The organism is Lysobacter sp. S4-A87 (genome assembly GCF_022637455.1).
Classification (GTDB): Bacteria; Pseudomonadota; Gammaproteobacteria; order Xanthomonadales; family Xanthomonadaceae; genus Lysobacter_J.
The window spans coordinates 2,607,345-2,624,305 of sequence record NZ_CP093341.1 but is presented as its reverse complement, the minus strand read 5'-3'; the positions used below and the strand labels follow the sequence as shown (position 1 = coordinate 2,624,305).

At 69.0% G+C, this 16,961-nt stretch carries 16 protein-coding genes and 1 pseudogene; 11 read left to right on the top strand and 6 right to left on the bottom strand.

Annotated features, from left to right (window positions below; translation table 11 throughout):
• Nucleotides 1-28 precede the first annotated feature (28 nt).
• The 7 genes from MNR01_RS11770 to hemB all read left to right on the top strand — a co-directional run bounded on the left by MNR01_RS11770 (nt 29) and on the right by hemB (nt 7,003).
• Nucleotides 29-277, top strand: a complete 249-nt coding sequence (locus MNR01_RS11770; protein WP_241917985.1) for a hypothetical protein — start codon at nt 29-31, stop codon at nt 275-277.
• A gap of 233 nt (nt 278-510) precedes the next feature.
• Nucleotides 511-1,953 carry a porin gene (locus tag MNR01_RS11765; protein WP_241917984.1) on the top strand — a complete coding sequence of 481 codons (1,443 nt, stop codon included), beginning with the start codon at nt 511-513 and terminating at the stop codon, nt 1,951-1,953.
• Nucleotides 1,954-1,973: 20 nt separating this feature from the next.
• On the top strand, nt 1,974-2,999 hold the full coding sequence (locus MNR01_RS11760) for a sulfate ABC transporter substrate-binding protein (RefSeq protein WP_241917983.1): 1,026 nt from the start codon (nt 1,974-1,976) through the stop codon (nt 2,997-2,999).
• A gap of 2 nt (nt 3,000-3,001) precedes the next feature.
• Nucleotides 3,002-3,874 (top strand): sulfate ABC transporter permease subunit CysT, encoded by an 873-nt coding sequence (gene cysT / locus MNR01_RS11755; RefSeq protein ID WP_241917982.1) that lies wholly within the window; start codon nt 3,002-3,004, stop codon nt 3,872-3,874.
• The gene (gene cysW / locus MNR01_RS11750; RefSeq protein WP_241917981.1) at nt 3,867-4,721 is read left to right on the top strand and encodes a sulfate ABC transporter permease subunit CysW; all 855 of its coding nucleotides are present in this window, start codon (nt 3,867-3,869) and stop codon (nt 4,719-4,721) included. Before cysT ends, cysW begins: the two co-directional genes overlap by 8 nt.
• A gap of 184 nt (nt 4,722-4,905) precedes the next feature.
• A complete protein-coding gene (locus MNR01_RS11745) occupies nt 4,906-5,949 on the top strand; it encodes a sulfate/molybdate ABC transporter ATP-binding protein (RefSeq protein ID WP_241920601.1) in 1,044 nt (347 codons plus the stop codon).
• A 61-nt stretch (nt 5,950-6,010) separates the two neighbouring features.
• Entirely contained in the window at nt 6,011-7,003 is a 993-nt protein-coding gene (gene hemB / locus MNR01_RS11740; protein WP_241917980.1) for a porphobilinogen synthase, read from the top strand.
• A 139-nt stretch (nt 7,004-7,142) separates the two neighbouring features.
• Here hemB and MNR01_RS11735 read toward each other — a convergent pair.
• A pseudogene (locus MNR01_RS11735) lies at nt 7,143-8,030 on the bottom strand (TolB-like protein); the annotation flags it as partial.
• An 81-nt stretch (nt 8,031-8,111) separates the two neighbouring features.
• Between MNR01_RS11735 and aroE the strand changes: the two are divergent.
• The 4 genes from aroE to MNR01_RS11715 all read left to right on the top strand — a co-directional run bounded on the left by aroE (nt 8,112) and on the right by MNR01_RS11715 (nt 10,633).
• A complete protein-coding gene (gene aroE, locus MNR01_RS11730) occupies nt 8,112-8,954 on the top strand; it encodes a shikimate dehydrogenase (RefSeq protein WP_241920600.1) in 843 nt (280 codons plus the stop codon).
• Nucleotides 8,955-8,982: 28 nt separating this feature from the next.
• Entirely contained in the window at nt 8,983-9,237 is a 255-nt protein-coding gene (locus tag MNR01_RS11725; RefSeq protein ID WP_241917979.1) for a YkgJ family cysteine cluster protein, read from the top strand.
• Nucleotides 9,238-9,312: 75 nt separating this feature from the next.
• A complete protein-coding gene (locus MNR01_RS11720) occupies nt 9,313-10,128 on the top strand; it encodes a PHB depolymerase family esterase (protein ID WP_241917978.1) in 816 nt (271 codons plus the stop codon).
• Between the two features lie 172 nt (nt 10,129-10,300).
• Nucleotides 10,301-10,633 carry a hypothetical protein gene (locus tag MNR01_RS11715; RefSeq protein WP_241917977.1) on the top strand — a complete coding sequence of 111 codons (333 nt, stop codon included), beginning with the start codon at nt 10,301-10,303 and terminating at the stop codon, nt 10,631-10,633.
• Nucleotides 10,634-10,721: 88 nt separating this feature from the next.
• Here the strand turns inward: MNR01_RS11715 and MNR01_RS11710 are convergent, their stop codons facing one another.
• From MNR01_RS11710 to MNR01_RS11690, 5 genes are all read right to left on the bottom strand, one after another.
• A complete protein-coding gene (locus MNR01_RS11710) occupies nt 10,722-12,056 on the bottom strand; it encodes a DUF58 domain-containing protein (RefSeq protein ID WP_241917976.1) in 1,335 nt (444 codons plus the stop codon).
• 70 nt (nt 12,057-12,126) lie between these two features.
• Nucleotides 12,127-13,119 carry a MoxR family ATPase gene (locus MNR01_RS11705; protein WP_241917975.1) on the bottom strand — a complete coding sequence of 331 codons (993 nt, stop codon included), beginning with the start codon at nt 13,117-13,119 and terminating at the stop codon, nt 12,127-12,129.
• Between the two features lie 34 nt (nt 13,120-13,153).
• Nucleotides 13,154-14,284, bottom strand: coding sequence for a DUF4350 domain-containing protein (locus MNR01_RS11700; RefSeq protein WP_241917974.1), 1,131 nt, complete (start codon nt 14,282-14,284; stop codon nt 13,154-13,156).
• Nucleotides 14,281-15,948, bottom strand: coding sequence for a DUF4129 domain-containing protein (locus MNR01_RS11695; protein WP_241917973.1), 1,668 nt, complete (start codon nt 15,946-15,948; stop codon nt 14,281-14,283). Before MNR01_RS11695 ends, MNR01_RS11700 begins: the two co-directional genes overlap by 4 nt.
• Nucleotides 15,945-16,961, bottom strand: coding sequence for a stage II sporulation protein M (locus MNR01_RS11690; protein ID WP_241917972.1), 1,017 nt, complete (start codon nt 16,959-16,961; stop codon nt 15,945-15,947). The genes MNR01_RS11695 and MNR01_RS11690 overlap by 4 nt, the downstream gene beginning before the upstream one ends.

Here is a 16,961-nt window from a genome sequence, read left to right as displayed (position 1 = left end):
GTCACTACCTGACTGGGGAGATACCGCAATGGGTTTGATCAGCCTGCTCTGGGGCATCGTTGCCATGATCTGGATGGTGGTCGCGCTGATTCCGCTGCTTGGATGGGGCAACTGGCTTTTGATTCCCTTCGCCGCGGTCGGCGCGATCATCGCGGCGATCGGCATCCTCTTCACCAGCCCGGGCAACCGCGGCCGGGCCAAGACCGGACTGGTCCTCAACGGCATCGTGATCATTGTCGGCATCGTCCGCCTGGGTATCGGCGGCGGCGTCATCTGACGGCGCGCCCCCTGCGGCGAACTGGACAGGGACGGACCAGACCGGGTTGACCGGCGCCCGGTGGCGCCGGTTTTCCCACACCGACTGCCGGCCTGCCCTGATGCCTGTTCGGCATGAGCAGATGACGCAAAACCTTTTCCCACCGCCCGCCGCGGCCGCCACAGTCGCGCCATGGATGCCGCCCGGATGCGGCTCCCTGCTGCCCCTTCCCCAATCCTGAACAGGAGCCGGCGATGCCGACCCCGCACCCAACGTCGTCCCCCGTGGCCTGGCTGAGCGGCGCGCTGGCCTGCGCGCTGGCCGCCCCGACCCAGGCACAGACCGCCCCGACCGTAGAAGACCTCGCCCGCCGCCTGCAGGCCATCGAGCAGCGCCTGGGCACCACACCGTCCGCCACCGCCGACGACGCCGGCCTGGCCGACCTCGACCAGCGCCTGCGCGTGATCGAACGCAAGCTCGAGCTGCAGTCGGAAGAAGCCGCCACCCGCGCCGCCAGCACCCCGACGGTCAGCCTCAGCGCCAGCAAGGGCCTGTCGGTGAAGTCGCCGCCGCCCGGCGATGTCGAGGTCAAGTTCAAAGCGCTGGTCCAGGGCGATGGACGCTTCTACTTCGATGACGACCAGTACCCGCAGAACGACACCTTCCTGATGCGCCGGATCGAACCGACCATCGAAGGCACGTGGGGATCGTTGATCGGCTACCGCATCACCGCGCAGCTGGCCGGCGACAGCGCCACCACCAGCGACGTCTACCTCGACCTCAAGTTCGATCCGCGCGCGACGGTCCGCATCGGCAAGACCAAGGTGCCGGTCGGGCTGGAGCGGCTGCAGTCGAGCGGATCGACTGCACAGGTCGAGCTTGGCCTGCCCGGCGAACTGGCGCCCGGCCGCGACATCGGCGTGCAGCTGCAGGGCGAGTTCGCCAGCTCGACCGTCAGCTACGCGCTGGGCGTCTACAACGGTGCGGTCGATGGCCGCGACGGTTCGACCACCAACCCGGACAACGATTTCGAAGTCGCCGCACGCGTCTTCGTCGAGCCGTGGAAGAACGATGGCAACGCGTTGTCCGGCCTGGGCTTCGGCATTGCCGGCAGCGCCGGCGACAAGCAGGGCACCGGCAACAATTTCCTGCCGCGTTACCGCTCGTCCGGCCAGGTGCAGTTCTTCAACTACCGCAGCGCCGTGGCCGCCGATGGCGAGAACACGCGCTGGTCGCCGCAGGCGTACTACTACCGCAACGCATTCGGCCTGCTCGGCGAGTACATCAGCTCCAGCCAGGACGTGGTGCTGCCGGCCACCGGTGCGCGCGAATCGATCGACAACAGCGCCTGGCAGCTCAGCGCCGGCGTCGTGCTCACTGGCGAGGACGCCGGATACAAGGGCGTAACACGGCCTAACCATCCTTTTACGGTCGGCAGTGCAGGCTGGGGTGCGTGGGAGCTGGTGGCGCGTTACGGCGAACTGGACATCGACGACGATGCCTTCCCGCTGTTCGCCGACCCCGCCGTATCCGCACGCAACGCCAAGGCGTGGGGCGTGGGCGTCAACTGGTACCTCAACAGCAACTTCAAGCTGGTAGCCAACTACACACAGACCGACTTCGACGGTGGTGCGCCTGCCGGCGCCGACCGCGAAGACGAAAAGGCCTTCTTCACCCGCGCGCAGTTCTCGTTCTGACCTTCCCCCAGGAACGTGCCATGACCCGTACTCCACGCACCACCCTGCTACGCACCCTTGTCCTCGGCTTCGCACTCGCACTGGCGGGCGGAACCGCCGCGGCCAAGGACGTGGAACTACTCAACGTCTCCTATGATCCGACGCGCGAGTTCTACGCCGAGGTCAACCAGAGTTTCGCCGCGCAATGGAAGCAGCAGACCGGCGAGACGCTGAAGATCCGCGCCTCGCATGGCGGCTCGGGCAAGCAGGCACGTTCGGTGATCGACGGCCTGGAAGCCGATGTCGTGACCCTCGCGCTGGCCGCCGACATCGATGCGATCGCCAACAACGGCAAGCTGCTGCCGGCCAACTGGCAGACGCGCCTGCCGCACAACAGCGCGCCCTACACCTCGACGATCGTGTTCCTGGTGCGCAAGGGCAACCCCAAGCAGATCCGCGACTGGAGCGACCTGGTCAAGCCGGGCGTCGCCGTGATCACGCCCAACCCGAAGACCTCCGGCGGTGCGCGCTGGAACTATCTGGCGGCCTGGGCCTGGGCGTCGCAGGAGTATCGCGACGGCGGCAAGGTGGTCGACTTCCTCACGCGCCTGTTCAAGAACGTGCCGGTGCTCGACACCGGTGCACGTGGCGCGACGACGACCTTCGTCGAGCGCGGCATCGGCGACGTGCTGCTGGCGTGGGAGAACGAAGCGCTGCTGACGTTGTCGGAAGCCGACACGCGCGACAAGTTCGAGGTCGTCATACCCAGCCTTAGCATCAAGGCCGAACCGCCGGTCGCATGGGTCGACAAGAACATCGACCGTCACGGCACGCGCAAGCAGGCCGAAGCGTACCTGCGCTACCTGTATTCGCCGGAAGGCCAGCGCCTGGCTGCCAGGCACGGGTACCGTCCGGCCGAACCGGACAAGGTGCCGGCGGCCGAGCTGGCGCGTTTCCCGCAGGTGAAGCAGGTGACGATTGACGGCGCGTTCGGCGGCTGGAAGAAGGCGCAGGCGGAGCATTTCGCCGACGGCGGCTTCTTCGACAAGATCTATCAGCCGAAGTGACGATGGCCGCCCACGCTCTGCCCCTGCCACGCCTCAGGATCCCGGGCTTTCGCCAGCCGCTGCCCGGCTTTGGCCTGAGCCTGGGCCTCGGTCTGGCGTGGTTGAGCGTGGTGGTACTGCTGCCGCTGGCGGCGCTGGCGATCCGCGCCGCCGGCCTTGGCCTCGATGGCTGGCTGCGCGCAATCCATGACCCGCGCGTGCAGGCGTCGCTGAAGCTGAGCTTCGGCGCGGCATTCGTCGCCGCCGTGGCGGCTTCGTTCGCCGGTGCGCTGGTGGCCTGGGTGATCGTGCGCTACCGCTTTCCCGGCCGGCGCCTGCTCGATGCGCTGGTCGACCTGCCATTCGCGCTGCCGACCGCGGTCGCAGGCATTTCGCTGACCGCGATCTATTCCGCCAACGGCTGGGTCGGACGCTGGCTGGAACCGCTCGGCATCAAGATCGCCTACACCCCGATCGGCATCGTGATCGCGCTGGTGTTCATCGGCCTGCCGTTCGCGGTGCGCACGGTGCAGCCGGTGCTCGAGGCCCTCGGGCACGAACAGGAAGAGGCAGCCGCATCGCTCGGCGCCTCACGCGTGACCACGCTGCGCCGTGTCGTGCTGCCGGAACTGCTGCCGGCGCTGCTGACCGGCTTCTCGCTGGCGTTCGCACGCGCACTGGGCGAGTACGGATCGGTGATCTTCATTGCCGGCAACCTGCCCTACAAGACCGAGATCGCGCCGCTGCTGATCACCATCCGCCTGGAAGAGTACGACTACCCCGGCGCGGTCGCGATCGCGGCGCTGCTGCTGGCGGCCTCGTTCGTTTGCCTGCTGGCGATCAATGCGATTCCGTCGCTGTTCGCGCACGAGAAGCGGAGCCGGCGTCATGAGTAACCGACCGCGCAACGACCTGCAGGAACCGGCATGGCTGCGCTGGACGCTGATCGTGCTGGCCGTGCTGGTGATGGCCGCGCTGGTGCTGATGCCATTGCTGATGGTGCTCGGCGCGGCGTTTGCCAAGGGCATCGGCGTCTGGTTCGCTTCGTTGACCGAGCCCGATGCACTGTCCGCGCTGAAGCTGACGCTGTTCACCGTGGCAATTGTGGTCCCGGTCAACGCCGTGTTCGGCATGCTCACCGCGTGGGCGGTCACGCGCTTCGAGTTCCGCGGCAAGCAGTTGCTGCTGTCGCTGATCGACCTGCCGTTCGCGGTGTCGCCGGTCGTCGCCGGCCTGTGCCTGGTGCTGCTGTTCGGCTCGCAGGGCTGGTTCGCCGAACTGCTGGCCGAGCATGACGTGAAGATCCTGTTCGCGCGGCCGGGCATCGTGCTGGCGACGTTGTTCATCACCTTCCCGTTCGTCGTGCGCGAACTGATCCCGCTGATGCAGCAGCAAGGTGCCGACGAAGAACTGGCCGCGCGCTCACTCGGGGCCGGCAGCTGGACGATGTTCCGCCGGGTCACCCTGCCCAACATCAAGTGGGGCCTGCTGTACGGCGTGCTGCTGTGCGCGGCGCGGGCGATGGGCGAGTTCGGCGCGGTGTCGGTGGTGTCGGGCCACATCCGCGGGCTGACCAACACGCTGCCGCTGCATATCGAGATCCTCTACAACGAGTTCGACAGCACTGCGGCATTCGCCGCCGCGTCGCTGCTGGCCGGCCTCGCCCTGATCACCCTTGTCCTGAAGTTCTGGCTGGAGGCACGCCATGGCGACGCCCTTGCGCAATCCCATCGTCGACATTGACCGTGTCCGCGCGCCCGAGGCTCACGCTTCCGAGGGCGAGGTGACCGACACCGCCGACATCGGCGCCCCCGGCACCGGCTGGCGGCGCGGGCCCGCCCAGGCCCCGCAGGTGACCACGGCCGCGGACTCTGCCACGCTCGTGTCCGCCCCATTCAACCGCCGGCCCCACCCGGCACGGAGCGGCATGGACCTGCACATCCGCCAGCTCGGCAAGCGCTATGGCGGCGTTGCCGCGCTCGACCGCGTCGACCTCGACGTGGCGGCCGGCGAGCTGGTCGCGCTGCTGGGCCCGTCAGGCTCGGGCAAGACCACGCTGTTGCGCGTGATCGCGGGCCTGCTGCATCCGGATGAAGGCCGCGTGCTGTTCGGCGAGGACGACGCCACGCGACTGAGCCTGCGCGAGCGCAACGTCGGCTTCGTGTTCCAGCACTACGCGTTGTTCAAGCACATGACCGTGGCCGAGAACATCGCCTTCGGCCTGCGCAGCCGTCCGCGCCGGCGCCGGCCCGACAAGGCGACGATCGCGCGCCGGGTCGAGGAGTTGCTCGGGCTGATCCAGCTTCCGGAGTTCGGCGGGCGCTATCCCGAGCAGTTGTCCGGCGGCCAGAAGCAGCGCGTCGCGCTGGCGCGTGCGCTGGCGATCGATCCGACCGTGCTGCTGCTGGACGAGCCGTTCGGCGCGCTCGATGCCAAGGTCCGCGTCGAGCTTCGGCGCTGGCTGCGGCAGCTGCACGAACGCACCGGCCAGACCACGCTGTTCGTCACCCACGACCAGGAGGAAGCGCTGGAGCTGGCCGACCGGATCGTCGTGCTTCGCGACGGCCGCATCGAACAGGTCGGCACGCCCGACGAGATCTACAGCGCACCGGCTTCGGACTACGTGTTCGATTTCATCGGCCGCGCCAACGTGTTCGAAGGACGCGTCGAGCAGGGCCAGTTCCGCATCGCCGGCCATGCCATCGCGCTGCCCGCGCAGGACGTGGCCGATGGCCCGGCGCGGCTCTATGCGCGACCGCACGACATCGCCCCGGCCACGCCGGAGGCCGGCATCGCCGCGCTCGTCATCGCCGCCCACCGCCTGGCCGACCGCATCACCCTGGAGCTGGCCGTGGAGGGGCAGACGCGGCCGCTGGAACTGGATTTCGTTGCCTCGCCAGGCGTGACCACGCCGGCGCCGGGCAGCACGATCGGGCTGGAGCCGCTGCGGTACCGGGTGTTTGCGGCCTGAGCTGCCATTCCACCCGATCCCGCACCGGACGCCCCTTTCCCGGGGCGTACAATGCCGCGCCATGAGCAGCTACCCCTACGTACGCCCGCGGCGGATGCGCCGCGACGAGTTCTCGCGCCGCCTGATGCGCGAGTCGGTCCTGACCACCAACGACCTGATCTACCCCGTGTTCGTTCACGAACGCGACGGCCGCGAGCCGGTCGCCTCGATGCCCGGGGTATCGCGGTTGTCGATCGACGAACTGCTGCGCGAAGCCGAGCAGGCCGTTGAACTGCGCGTTCCCGCGCTGACCCTGTTCGGCGTGCCGTCCGACGGCAAGACCGCCGACGGCGCGATCGCCTGGAGCGAGGACGGCATCGTCCAGCGCGCGGTGCGTGCGCTCAAGCAGCGCTTCCCGGAACTGGGCGTGATCACCGACGTCGCCCTGGACCCCTACACGACCCATGGCCAGGACGGCCTGATCGACGACACCGGCTACATCCTCAACGACCAGACGGTCGATGCGCTGGTGAAGCAGGCGCTGTCGCACGCGCAGGCTGGTGCCGACGTGGTGGCGCCCAGCGACATGATGGACGGGCGCATCGGCGCGGTCCGCAATGCGCTGGAAGCGGCCGGGCTGGTCAACACCCGCATCCTCGCCTACAGCGCCAAGTACGCCAGCGCGTTCTACGGCCCGTTCCGCAGCGCGGTCGGATCGGCCGCGGCGCTGGGCAAGGGCAACAAGTACACCTACCAGATGGATCCGGCCAACGCCGACGAGGCGCTGCAGGAAGTCGCGCTCGACCTCGCCGAGGGCGCCGACATGGTGATGGTCAAGCCGGGCATGCCGTACCTGGACATCGTGCGCCGGGTGAAAGACGAATTCCGCGTGCCGACCTACGTCTATCAGGTGAGCGGCGAGTACGCGATGTTGAAGGCGGCCGCGCAGAACGGCTGGCTGGATGAGCGCGCCACTGCGCTGGAAGCGTTGCTGGCGTTCAAACGTGCTGGTGCCGATGGCGTGCTGACGTATTACGCGCTCGATGCGGCGAGGTGGTTGCGCGAGATGGCGTGACGGTGGTCCCGGGTGCGCTTCGCTTACCCGGGCTACGTGTTGGGTGGTGGTTTGGTAGCCCGGGTAAGGCCGCAGGCCGCACCCGGGTCCCGTCACCCAGCTCCCGCCACCCCGGGATGCACCCCGCCTTGCCCGTCACCGCCGGCGCCTTCATCCGGTAGATGTCGTACTTGCCCGCCTTGGGCGACTTCGCGGTCCCGGTGACCAGCAGCTCGCCCGGCTTGTTCCAGTCCAGCGCCGGACCAAAGGTGATGCCGTCTTCGCTGTTGAAGGACAGCTTGAGCGGCTGCACGTCGTCATAGCGCTTGCCATCGCACTGGGCGACGAACAACCGCACCGGCTGGTCGTTCACGTTCTTCGAGCGGGTGAAGACGATCGCTTCGCCGTCGCCAAGCCAGGCCGGGTCGAGTTCGTCGCCGGCACTGTTCACGCCCGGCAACGGCTTCGCATCGCTGAACGCCTTGCCGTCCCATCGCGCCACGAACAGATCCTGGCGGCCGGCGCCACCACGGCCGTCGCTGGCGAACAGCAGGTGGCGGCCGTCGCGGCTGGGGGTCGGCGCCCATTCGTTGCCGCGCGTGTTGACGCCCGCGCCGAGATTCTCCGGCTTGCCAAACCCGCCACCGTCCAGCACCGCCGCCCTGTACAGGTCATCGCCACCCACGCCGCCGGGGCGGTCGGAGAAGAAGTACAGCCAGCGTCCATCGGCGCTGAACAGCGGGTCGTAGTCCTTGGATGCTGAATTGATCGACAGGGGTGTGGCGTCCTGCCAGCGGCCGTCCTTCAGCGTGGCTTGCCACAGGTCGCGGCCGCCCGGGCCGCCTTCACGGTCCGTGCTGCCCCAGACGATACGCTTGCCGTCCGGGCTGACGCTTGCACGGACTTCGCTGGCTTTGGTCGACACCACGCCCATGCCTTCGATCCCGAATTCGGACAGGAAGGCCGCCGCCGGACCGGACATGATCCAGGCGCCCAGCGCCAAGGCGGGGAGTAAACTCAAGCCCTGCAAGGCCGCTGCACGTCGCATGGAACGTTCTCCTGTGTCTGTGGCCTCAAGTCTAAGCGAGGGTCCCCCGTGTCCAATTTCGCCTCTGTCGCAAATCCCGCCATCGTCAAGCGCTTCGCGGTCATCGGCCATCCGGTGGCGCACTCGCTGTCGCCGAAGATCCACGCTGCGTTCGGCAAGCAGACCGGGATCGCGCTGGAGTACATCGCGCTCGACGCCGCGCCGGAGAACTTCGACGCGATGCTGGTGGAATTCGCGGCCGAGGGCGGCCTGGGCGCAAACATCACCCTGCCGCACAAGACCCGCGCGGCAACCAGCTGCACCACGCTGACCGAGCGCGCGCGCCGCGCCGGCGCGGTCAACACGCTGATCCGCTCCGCCACGGGCTGGGAAGGCGACAACACCGACGGCGTCGGCCTGGTCCGCGACCTCACCGAACGCCATGGCCTGGACCTGCGCTCGCGCCGAACCCTGCTGCTGGGCGCCGGTGGCGCCGCGCGCGGCGTGGCACCGGCGCTGCTCGACGCGGGCATCGGCGACCTCTACATCGTCAACCGCACGCCCGAACGCGCCGACGCCCTGGCCGACGTGCTGGCCCAGCCCGGCCGCGTGCATCCGCGCTACTTCAGCGACGTCAATTCGCTGGGCATGTTCGACCTGATCATCAATGCCACCTCGGCCGCACGCGATGCCGCCCTGCCGAGCCTGCCGGTGGCCCTGGCCGGACCGCGCACGGCAGCGGTGGACCTGAGCTACGGCGAGGTCGCGATCCCGTTCCTGGCATGGGCACACGCAGCCGGTGCGCACGACCGCATCGACGGCCTGGGCATGCTGGTCGAGCAGGCCGCCGAGAGCTTCCAGCGCTGGCATGGCGTGCGCCCGGATACCGATCCGTGCTTCGAGTTCCTGCGCGAGCACCGTGCGGTGCTGGTCACCGCGGACTGACCGCGGACACGACACACCAGTTCAACCGATGGAATGCCGCGCCCGCTGCGGCGCGTGCTGCATCGCGCCTTCGATCACCTCGCCCATTCCCGGCATGCCGCATGGCAAGCCGGCGGGAATGCCCTGCGTCCAGCTCGATGATGAGCTGCGTTGCCGACTGTTTGGCCGGCCCGAGAGGCCAGCGTTCTGCGCGTCGCTGCGGCCGACGGTCGACATGTGCGGGGGTGAACGCAACGAGGCGATGGCCTCGCTTGGTGAGCTGGAGCGGTTGACCTTGCCTTGAGGTTGTTCGTTCCCCGGGTGCGGCCTTTGGCCTTGCCCGGGCTACGCTATGGCTCCCTGTTCACTTGTGAATCGCATGAAGCTGCTTGCTGCGCTGGTGCTCCTGCTCGTTACGTTCACCTCGCATGCCGGCGATGGCGACGAGATCATCCTCGGTGTCGGTCCGTTGTCCCGAGACACCCTCGCCGCCGCCAGCACCGACGCGTTCGAGCGTGGCGAGTTCGTTGCCAGTGACGGCACCCGCATCCGCTACCGCTTGCTGGTGCCGCTGGATGGCAAGCGCGGCAAGCGCTACCCGCTGGTGCTGCAGCTGCATTCCTCCGGCGGCATCGGCAGCGACAACGCCGCACAGATCGAACGCATGCCGTTGACCTGGGCGATGCCCGACGTGCGCCGTCGCTACCCGGCCTATGTGCTGGTGCCGCAGTTCGAACAGCGCAGCGCCAACTACGACTCGCCGACGCATCCGCAGTCGGCCGTCGCCTCGCCGGCGCTGGCGGCGGCGCTCGAGCTGGTCGAGCACGTGGCCTCGCAGCGGCCCGTCGACCGCCAGCGGATCTACGCCGCCGGGTTCTCGATGGGCGGCTCGGCGACCTGGCTCGCGGCCGCAGCGCGCCCGGACCTGTTCGCCGCGATCGTGCCGGTGTCGGGCATCGCCCCGGCCGACGACACGGCCCGGGCACTGCTCGACACGCCGGCCTGGGTGCTCCACGGCAACGCCGACAGCGAGAACCCGATCGACGCCGACCGCCGCCTCATCGCCGCGATCCGCACCCTGGGAGGCAGCAAGGTCCGCCTGCGCGAGTACGACGGACTCGATCACCGGTTGCCGGCCGACATCTACCCCGGCCACGGGTGGCGGGAGTGGCTGTTCTCGCAGCGCCGTCGCTGAACAGGGGACTGCGGAATCAGGGGCTTCCGCGCGTTTGCCGACCCGCCCGAACTGCCATAGGCTGCAGGCGGGCACCGGCTGGGGCAGCACGGCCCGGCCGGGCTTCGGGTAGTGGGGACTATCTCAGGGGGAAGGCATGGCAAACCACGTAAGAGCAGCACACGCACACCGGATGATCGCGGGCATCTACTGCGTCGTCATGGTGCTCGCGGCGATTTTCGTCTACGCAGCAGTTGGCACCAATCCGGGAATGGTGGCCGCAATGATCGCGGCGCCGCTGGCAATCCTGGCGGCAGCACACTTCATCGTCGGCAGCAGTGCGGACGGTTGCAAAGGACGCACGGCATCGCTGGTACTGGGTGCGGTCACGATGCTCGTGGTGCCGATCGGCACCGTCATGGGCATCTACATCGTGAAGTACTCGCTCGGCGAGTGGGTGCCGGAAAAGCGCCTGTCGGAATCGCTGGCCGATGGCTGGCCGCAGAGCCAGCAGGAAGCTGCCTGAGTCGAGGGGGGAGCAGTGCGGGTCATCGCCTGCTCCCTGATCGTCGGAGCTGATCGTCGGAGCTGATCGTCGGAGCTGATCGTCTGCGCTACAGCAAGCCGTCGCGCTTGACCGAAAGATACTTCTCCACCAGCGACGCGGCGAGCTTGTCGCAGGCCACGTCCAGCACCATCACGCCGTGATTGCGCAGCGCCTCGTGGGCGGCATTGCGCTGTTCCAGGTATTGCGCGGTGGCACCGGCGCGGATTGCCTGCGACAAATCCTGCACCGTCTCGCCAAGCGCGCTGTCGAGCGATCCCTCGCGCAGGCTCGCCACGCACACCAGGTGGCGCTTGCGCAGCATCTGCACGGCCGCGAGCACATCGTCCATGTCCTCGTCGCGCAGGTTGGTCACCATCATCACCAGTGAACGCCGGCGCTGGCGCAGCGACAGCTCGGTCGCGGCGGCCAGGAAGTCGGTGGCCACCGGCTGCGGCTGCAGCGCGTAGCTGGCGCGCAGCAATTCGTCGATCGCGCCGACGCCACGACGTGGCGGCACCCATGCGCTGTCGCCACCACTGGCGAGCAGGCCGACCGCATCGCCCTGGCGCAACGCCAGGTAGGCCACGACCAGCGAGGCATCGAGGACGTGGTCGAAGTGCGCCACTTCGCCGTCGCGCGCCAGCAGGCGCCGTCCGGTGTCGAGCAGCAGCACCAGCTGCTGGTTCTTCTCGTCCTGGTACTCGCGCGAGATCAGTCGCCGCGCACGCGCGGTGGCCTTCCAGTCGATCTGGCGCATGCTGTCGCCGATGCGGTACTCGCGCATCTGGTGGAAGTCGGTGCCCTCGCCGCGGCGTCGGCGCAGGTGCGCGCCAACCAGGCGCGAGGCCTGCTCGGCACTGAACATGGCAAAGCGCGCGAGCGGAGCGAAGTTCGGAAACACCCGCACAGACTGCTCCACCGCCGCCACGCGCGAGTGCCACCACAAGCGCAGCGGAGAATGCAGGCGCAACTGCACGCCTTCGAAACGGAAGTCGCCACGGGCATGGGCGCAAAGGTGGTAGTCGAACGATGCCGCTTCGCCGGCGCGCAACTGCAGGCGTCGCGGCAGGCCGTGCATGCGCCAGCCACCGGGATGCAGGTCGAACACATCGAGCCGCTGGCGATGCCCGTCGCTGTCCAGGTCCAGCGTGACGGGGCGCTCGATGCCGATCGGCCAGGTGTCGGCGAGCCGGCGCTGCACGCGCGGCGTCGGACGCCGCAGCACCTGCGCGGCGTCGAACAGCGCCAGCAGCAGCAAGCCGAGGCCGGCGGTGGACCATGCCTGCAGCGGCGCGTGCCCGGACGCGACCGCGACGCCGAGCGCAGCCCACAGCACCAGCAGCCACAACATGGCCGGCGCAGGACGCGGCAAGGAACGGCGCACGGCGACCTGGTCGGTCATCGCATGCCCTCAGCCCGACCCAATCGCGCAGGCGCGAGAGCGTCCATGTCGCGACGCTTCGGCGCCCTGCTCACTTGCGCGGCGCCTCCACCTTCGACAGCAGCGCGTGCAGCACATCGTCGGGCGACTGCCCTTCGATCTGCAGCTCCGGCGCCAGGGCGATGCGATGGCGCAGCGCCGGCTTGGCGATCTCGCGGATGTCGTCAGGGGTGACGAAGTCGCGGCCGGCAAGCACTGCCTGCGCACGCGCGGCACGCACCAGGGCGAGGCTGCCGCGCGGACCGGCGCCGAGCGCGATGCCCGCCCAGTCACGGGTCGCGGCGACGATCCGCACCGCGTAGTCGATCACCGCATCGTCCACGGTCGTCAGCGCGGTGCCGGCCTGCATCGCCGCGATGTCCTGCGGGCCGAGCACGCGCTGCACCTGCGACAGGTCGAAGTCCGACGCACTGCGGCCCTGGCTGACCGCGGCGACCATGCGCTTCTCGTCGGTCCGCGACGGGTAGCCGATCAGGATCTTCAGCAGGAAGCGGTCAAGCTGCGCTTCCGGCAACGGGTAGGTGCCTTCCTGTTCGACCGGGTTCTGCGTGGCCAGGGTGAGGAACGGTGCCGACAACTGGAAGCTGTGGCCTTCGATGGTGACCTGCAGTTCGGCCATCGCCTCCAGCAGCGCCGACTGGGTCTTGGCCGGGGCGCGGTTGATCTCGTCGGCGAGCAGCAGGTTGGTGAACACCGGGCCGCGACGGATGTTGAAGGTCTCCGTCTTCGGGTTCCACACCGCGTGGCCGCTGATGTCGCTGGGCATCAGGTCGGGGGTGAACTGCACGCGCGCGAAGGTGCAGTCCAGCGCGCGCGACAGCGCCCTCACCAGCAGCGTCTTGCCCAGCCCGGGCACGCCCTCGATCAGCACGTGGCCGCCGGCGAGCAGCGCGATCAGGATCTGGTCGAGCACGTCGGCCTGGCCGATGAAGGCCTTGCCGACCTGTTCGCGCACGGCAGCGGCGCGTTCGGCCAGCTCGGCGCCGGTGATCGGGACCAGGGGTTGGTTGGTGTCGGCGTTCATGGCGTGGACTCGTGTGTGAAGTCGGGCGGGACGGTCACAGCTGGTTCCTCAGGCGCACCAGGGTGGCGATGCGGCTGCGGAACGCGGCGTGGTCGCGTGCGATCGGCGTGGACAGGGCATCGCGGATCTCGGCCGCGGGCACGTTGAAGCGTTCGGACAGCATCACCACCTGCGCTTCGCCGCCGAGCTCCGCGGCCTGCGGGTCGCGACGGCGCAGGCGCGCGAGGAAGGCATTGCGCACGGCTTCGTGCAGCAGGTGGGCATAGCCATACCGGTAGACATGTTCGCCGCTGGCGACGACATGCTCGAGCAGCGAACGGCGCTCGCTGGCCGGCGCCGGCTGCAGCGGACCAAAACGCTGCGCGCGCAGCCACAACCAGGCCAGCAGTGCCAGCAGCAGTGGCAGCCACGCCATCCAGCTGTGTCGCACCAGCGTCCACCAGAACGACGGCATGTCGGCGTCGTAGATCAGGTGCACGGTGCCGGCGCGGTAGTTCGGCGCCAGCAACTGGCGCGCCAGGACGATGTGCGGGATGTCCTTGAGCGAGTCGTTGGCGAGGAAATCGAAGTCGGACAGGACGTCGACGTAGCCGCGGCCATGGGCCAGCCGCATGAACACGTTGCCGGTGCTGTCGGCCCAGCCCAGCGCGAGTTCGCCGGCGGTGCCGAGCAGTTCGGCGCGGCGGCCCCTGCAGAATTCCACGTGCGGGTCCTGGCCGCGCACGTCCCAGCCGGCGCATTGGATGGGTGTGCGCGCAGGGACGACGTCGAGCTGGGACAACACCGGCACGACCGTGCCGGCGGCGAACGGCCCGGGCGGAGGCGTGCGCACCAGCAGGTGGCCGCCCCTGGCGACCCAGTCCAGCAGCGCGCGGCCGTCTTCGCGACTCAGTGAGCGTGGGTCGCTGTACAACAGCACCGTGTCGCGTTCGCCGAGGCGATGCCGTTCGCGCTGCAGGTCTGGCCGTGCCTCGGCCTTCACGCCATCGGCGCGCAACGCCAGCTTCAGCACGTAGAGCGGGTTGCTGCGCGCCTCGCCCGTGCGCGGCATGTCGACCGATTCCTCGACGCGCTCGTAATGGCTCAACCACCAGGCCACGCCCAGGCCCACCAGTGCCAGCATCACCGCGGTGATGACGACGGCCTGCAGGTTGTTCCTGCTCATGCCGCCACCCCCGGCGTCGCCGCGACCGGCGTCCAGGCGAAGCGGCGCGACAGTTCGTCGATCAACGTGTCGAGGTCGTCGATGCTGGGCATGCGCTGCGCATACGCGGCGAACTGCCAGGTGCGCACGGCGCGGGCGAATGCATCGCGATCCTCGGCGTGCGCGAGCTTGCGCGACGCGCGCAGGCATTCGGCCTCGGTCGCGCCCGGCACCAGCACGGCTTCGGTACGCGCCACCATCGCTTCGACGCTGGCGCGGTAGAGCAACGCCAGCGCCTCGCGTTCGCGGCCTTCGCGCCAGAGCCGCCGGACCACCGAGGGGACGTCGTCAGGCAACGGCAGCTCGGGCTCGGCCAGGTCGGCCAGGCGCAGTCCGCCGACCTCGCGCTCCTCGCGCGCCACGCCATCGCGGAACCAGACCAGCCAACGCGGCGCGGTCAGCAGCAGGATGATCACCAGCACACCCACCACGACCCACAGCCCGAACTCGCTGATCAGCGCCACGATCGAACCCAGCCACTGCCATTGCAGCGGTTCGCGCTTCTCGTCCGGCTTCTTCGGATCGCGCGGCTTCCAGGTGGCTACCGTGCGCTTGGGGCTCACGGTGGGATCGGCGTACGCCTTGGTGACTGCCTTGCGCAGGCTGGCGTCGTCGACGAGTGATCGGCCGAAGATCTGTTCGGGGGTGACGCGCGTGATCTTGCGATTGCGGGCCTTCTGCACGGCCTCTTCGACTTCGCTGTCGTCCGTGCTGTCGTCCGTGCTGTCGTCCGCGCTGTCGTCCGTGCTCTCGTCCTGGCTGCCGCCGTCGGACTGCGCCTGCGCCTGCGGTGGCCCGTCCTGCGCATGCGACACCGCGGGCATCGCCGCGAACGCGAACGCCAGCAGCAACAGCACCGGCGCACTGGCACTGGCCAGGCGCGCGCCGAGCCGACGCAGGGCCAGCTCGATGTCCCAGGCTTCGATCTCGGTGCGGCGGTTGAGGTACAGGCCCAGTCCCGCGCCTACGAAGAACGGTTCGATCAGGCTGGTCGCAACCCAGGCCAGCAGGTTGCTGGCCAGCTGCAGCCAGGCGGGCATGTTCTGCACCACCTTCCACACGGTGCTGCCGAACTGCGACAGGTACTCGTCAGGCACGAACAGCATCGTGGTGGCGTAGAACCCCAGCAACAGCGCGATTTCGAAGTGGACGCAGGCGATCGTCAGTGCGGCGCCGACACCGTACGCGGGCGCGCCCAGGGTTCGCCGGCGCTCCGCCGCCTCGCTGCCGCGGCCACCTTCCAGCAGGTCGACCGGCATGTACAGCGAACGGACCGGGCCCAGCCGGCGCCAGGTCAGGTACGGCAATGCCCAGCGCAGGCCCCAGCTGCGCTGCGCCTGCAGGGTCTGGCGCGTGGTCGGCACGTCGCCGAACACGGCACGCGACAGCACGTACAGCGGGATGCGATCGAACACCGGCTTCAACCACCACATCACCAGCCCGGCCAGCCACAACGACTCCGTCACCCATGCCAGGGCATTGACCGCCAGCAGGATTGGTATGGTCAGCGCCAGCCAGGGTTTCCAGATTGCCGCAGCATGGCGGCGGGTGAGCGCGGTGCCCAGCTCGATCGCTTCCCACGCGGTGCGCGGTCGCAATGCCACGGTCAGGGATTCGATCTTCATGGCGTGGCGCCGGCCTCAGCGAGGTCGAGATTGCGTCCACCTCGCCACAACCAGAGGAACGTAAGCGTCCACAGCACGCCGCCGACGCTGTACTTGATCCACGCCGGCATCCACGCGATCGACGACCAGAACGCTTCGACGAACGCCGCGAACACCAGCATCGCCAGCACGCCCAGGCACAGCAGCGCACCGCGCCGCCCACCGTCGACGAGGGCATCGATACGCCGGCGCTGCCCCGGCGCGACCAGGTTCAATCCCAGGCGCAGGCCCGCGCCGCCGGCGATGACAATCGCGGTGAGTTCGGGCGCCGAGTGGGCAGCGACGAAGCGCCAGAACGGGTCGCCGTGGCCAACCGCCTGCAGGTGGCCGGCGACGCCGCCGATCACAATGCCGTTGACGATCAGCACCACGACCGCGCCGATTCCGGCGAGCAGGCCGCTGGCAAACGTGCGGAAGCCGATGCTGACGTTGTTCCACACGTAATGGCCGAACATCGCCACGTCGGTGCCGTTGTCGCGCCCGAGCTTGCGCAACGGATCGTCCGGGTCGTACATGGACTCGAACTGCATCAGCTGGGCCGGATCGAACAACGACGCCGACAGCTCCGGCGTCAGCTGGATGGCGACGAACACCACCACCAGCGGCAGCCAGAACAACAGCGCGGACGCGGCCATGCAGCCGCGCTCGGCGCGCACCAGGCGCGGGAAGCCGGCCAGCAGGAACTCCACCATCCGCCGCCAGCGCGGCGGCGGCGTGCGATAGAGCAGGCCATGGCCACGCTGCATGAGCAGCTGCAGGCGATCGGTCACCAGCGGGCTGTATCCGCGACGGCGCGCCAGCGCCAGTTGCTGGCACAGGCGCCGATAGCGCGCCGGAACGTCGTGATCGGAAAGACCGTGCCACTGCCGTCGCGACATGCGCGCGCGCTTGGCATGCTCGCCGCGCGCATCGAGCCATTGCTCGAAGGCATTCCATTCGGGCTGGTGACGCTTGATGAAGTGTTCCTGCCGCAT

Excerpts from the sequence above, each read along its gene's own strand:
- MNR01_RS11770 (WP_241917985.1), top strand. The coding sequence starts at position 29 with ATGGGTTTGATCAGCCTGCTCTGGGGCATCGTTGCCATGATCTGGATG.
- MNR01_RS11765 (WP_241917984.1), top strand. The coding sequence starts at position 511 with ATGCCGACCCCGCACCCAACGTCGTCCCCCGTGGCCTGGCTGAGCGGC.
- MNR01_RS11760 (WP_241917983.1), top strand. The coding sequence starts at position 1,974 with ATGACCCGTACTCCACGCACCACCCTGCTACGCACCCTTGTCCTCGGC.
- cysT (WP_241917982.1), top strand. The coding sequence starts at position 3,002 with ATGGCCGCCCACGCTCTGCCCCTGCCACGCCTCAGGATCCCGGGCTTT.
- cysW (WP_241917981.1), top strand. The coding sequence starts at position 3,867 with ATGAGTAACCGACCGCGCAACGACCTGCAGGAACCGGCATGGCTGCGC.
- MNR01_RS11745 (WP_241920601.1), top strand. The coding sequence starts at position 4,906 with ATGGACCTGCACATCCGCCAGCTCGGCAAGCGCTATGGCGGCGTTGCC.
- hemB (WP_241917980.1), top strand. The coding sequence starts at position 6,011 with ATGAGCAGCTACCCCTACGTACGCCCGCGGCGGATGCGCCGCGACGAG.
- MNR01_RS11725 (WP_241917979.1), top strand. The coding sequence starts at position 8,983 with ATGGAATGCCGCGCCCGCTGCGGCGCGTGCTGCATCGCGCCTTCGATC.
- MNR01_RS11720 (WP_241917978.1), top strand. The coding sequence starts at position 9,313 with ATGAAGCTGCTTGCTGCGCTGGTGCTCCTGCTCGTTACGTTCACCTCG.
- MNR01_RS11715 (WP_241917977.1), top strand. The coding sequence starts at position 10,301 with ATGATCGCGGGCATCTACTGCGTCGTCATGGTGCTCGCGGCGATTTTC.
- MNR01_RS11710 (WP_241917976.1), bottom strand. The coding sequence starts at position 12,056 with ATGACCGACCAGGTCGCCGTGCGCCGTTCCTTGCCGCGTCCTGCGCCG.
- MNR01_RS11705 (WP_241917975.1), bottom strand. The coding sequence starts at position 13,119 with ATGAACGCCGACACCAACCAACCCCTGGTCCCGATCACCGGCGCCGAG.
- MNR01_RS11700 (WP_241917974.1), bottom strand. The coding sequence starts at position 14,284 with ATGAGCAGGAACAACCTGCAGGCCGTCGTCATCACCGCGGTGATGCTG.
- MNR01_RS11695 (WP_241917973.1), bottom strand. The coding sequence starts at position 15,948 with ATGAAGATCGAATCCCTGACCGTGGCATTGCGACCGCGCACCGCGTGG.
- MNR01_RS11690 (WP_241917972.1), bottom strand. The coding sequence starts at position 16,961 with ATGCGGCAGGAACACTTCATCAAGCGTCACCAGCCCGAATGGAATGCC.